3 protein-coding genes are annotated in these 2,445 nt (G+C 43.4%); all 3 read left to right on the top strand.

Annotated features, from left to right (window positions below):
* On the top strand, nucleotides 1-934 hold a 934-nt coding region (locus LKE01_RS11660), incomplete at its 5' end, for a type IA DNA topoisomerase (RefSeq protein ID WP_186806021.1).
* Between the two features lie 121 nt (nucleotides 935-1,055).
* Nucleotides 1,056-1,271, top strand: a complete 216-nt coding sequence (locus LKE01_RS11655) for a hypothetical protein (RefSeq protein WP_004466187.1) — start codon at nucleotides 1,056-1,058, stop codon at nucleotides 1,269-1,271.
* Between the two features lie 3 nt (nucleotides 1,272-1,274).
* Nucleotides 1,275-2,399, top strand: a complete 1,125-nt coding sequence (locus tag LKE01_RS11650) for an ArdC-like ssDNA-binding domain-containing protein (RefSeq protein WP_056981148.1) — start codon at nucleotides 1,275-1,277, stop codon at nucleotides 2,397-2,399.
* Nucleotides 2,400-2,445 lie beyond the last annotated feature (46 nt).

Here is a 2,445-nt window from a genome sequence, read left to right as displayed (position 1 = left end):
TGACCTGGTTTTAAGGACGACGTTAGCGATGTTTGCTGATCCGTACGAGTACGAGGAAACCACCATTATTACCCAAGTTGGTGACGCCAATTTTAAAGCAACCGGTAAGGTCCCAACTAAGCAAGGTTGGCAAGCTTTATTTGATGATCACAAAGCCGAACAGCAAGAAGCAGCAACCTTACCGCTCGTTCACCAAGGCGATCAAGTCCAAGCAAATCTGCAAACACCGCAAAAAGAAACGACACCACCGGTACCCTTTACCGAAGGTACCCTGATTACGGCCATGAAGACCGCCGGCAAAACGCTTGATGATGAAGAAGCCCAAGCGATTCTTAAAGATGTGCAAGGCATTGGGACAAGTGCGACCCGGGCCAATGTGCTGGAAGCGTTAAAGAAACGCGGCTACTTAGTTACTGAAAAGAATAAGTTGCACGTCAGTGAAGCCGGAATCACTTTATGTAAAGCAGTCGAACTCGAACCCTTGCTAACTAGTCCAGAAATGACAGCTAAATGGGAGCAAGCGTTACAGCAAATCAGTACCGAAGAACGCACTCCGGATAATTTTTTGAGCCAAATCAAGAAGTTTGTGGCGAAGTTAATCGCTGATGTTCCCACACAATTAACCGGCAATGCAGCCATTAAGCAACAAATCAATCACCAACAGCAAGCACAAAAGTCCGCCGAGGTCTTCTTAGAAACACCGCAAGCGACCGTTTTAAATAAACAGAAGTTTTATATTGTAAAGCCTAAGCAGGGCGAAGACTTTACCCTGCCCAAGAAATGGAGCAGTAAGACCCTCGGGAAGACCGCAATCAAAGCACTGGTCACCAAAGGGGAAACCAGCAAACTAAAGGGTTTCAAGAGCAAAAAGGGAAAGGCGTTTGACGCCAAGTTAAAGCTTGACGGCCATAAATTAAGTTTTGATTTTGATTAGAACCTGCCTACCGCCCTGCACTACGTTCCGGTTGGTGAACCCGTCATTTAGGTTCACTTTTACAACCCTAAAAGTAAACCCAAACAACGGGTGAGATTAGCAAAGCAAAGGAGATCATAAAATGGATAATAAATTAGCAGTCATTGGGAGTGAATTACCAGTTTTACAGGCTAAAGGAACCTACAAGTATTTAAAAGAAATCACTGGTAACGGAGCCTATTATCAAGTGGCTTGGCAAAAATTAGCTGATGGCTACATCGCCCTTTATGGCACGACCCCGATTCAAATCAACGTAGCCCCTATATTGAATGATATTTTTGAAGATGAGGAGGGGTAGACAATGTCGAGTAAAGCAGACGTTAAAGCCTGGAAAGCACAATTAGTCGCCCAAGCCGAACAACAAATCCTAAAATTAACCGACAGTGACCGATTTAAACAGTATCTTAATACCCTGGCTAAATTTCATCATTATAGCGCCAGAAACATTGATTTGATTTATGCGCAAAATCCGCAAGCCACTCAAGTCGCGGGCTTTAAGCAATGGCAGACGGCTTTTAACCGCACCGTCAAACGAGGCGCAAAAGCGATTCGGATTGCGGCCCCGATTATTAAGAAGTTAACACCAGCCGAGAAAAAGCGTCTTGATACCACCGATGAACGCGCCATTGTCGGTTACCGTTATCTACCCGTCTTTGATGTGGCACAAACTAGCGGTGAGCCAGTGTTAAGTGCCAAGGATTTTGTCAAAGAAAATTTAGCCGATCATCAGAATGTAACGAGCTTGTATAACGAGTTCAAAGATTATTTAAACCAGCAAACCGACCTTAAAGTCAGTGAAGTGCCTTTAGAGACGCTAAATGGGGCTAAGGGGTATTTTCAACCCAGCAGTAATGAAATCGTCATTGGTGGCGATGAGCCCGATAATGCTTTAAAATTGAAGACGTTATATCATGAATATGCGCATAGCCAGCTACACGGATTAAAATCAGCCTTTAAAGATCGGCCACGAGCCTATCAGGAAACCCAGGCCGAAGCGGTCGCATATGTTGCCATGCAAAATATTGGCGTTGATACCAGTAACTATTCACTCGGTTATGTGGCTACCTGGGCTAAAGATAAAGCCGTGATCCATAGTGCTTTAAGTGAGATCCAGCAAGTGAGCAACAAAGTGATTGAGCTTAGCGACGGGTTAACCAGACAATTAGGCTTACAAGAAGCCCCAAAAGAACCTGAGCATGATCTAAAAAAGCTATCAGCCCATGATCTTAATAAGTCCTATCAAGGCTTGCAACAACAAATTCAACAAACAACTAGTCCACAACAAAAAGCGCAATTAAAAAATCAGTTAAACGATGTGCACCAAGAAATTAGTGAGCGAACACAAAAGCAACTGAAAGCATTTGCAAAACAAAATCCAGAAATTAAACAACTATATTCTGAACCCGATCAAAGTCTAAAACGTTAGCCAGTTATTAGAAGTATATCAAAAATCATAGATCTTGGACAGCTTC

The organism is Lentilactobacillus kefiri (genome assembly GCF_007989105.1).
GTDB classification, from domain to species: Bacteria; Bacillota; Bacilli; order Lactobacillales; family Lactobacillaceae; genus Lentilactobacillus; species Lentilactobacillus kefiri.
This window is presented reverse-complemented; position numbering and strand designations above follow the sequence as displayed.

What these genes read in the sequence shown, in the direction of transcription:
- LKE01_RS11655 (WP_004466187.1), top strand. Translation starts at nt 1,056, where the DNA reads ATGGATAATAAATTAGCAGTCATTGGGAGTGAATTACCAGTTTTACAG.
- LKE01_RS11650 (WP_056981148.1), top strand. Translation starts at nt 1,275, where the DNA reads ATGTCGAGTAAAGCAGACGTTAAAGCCTGGAAAGCACAATTAGTCGCC.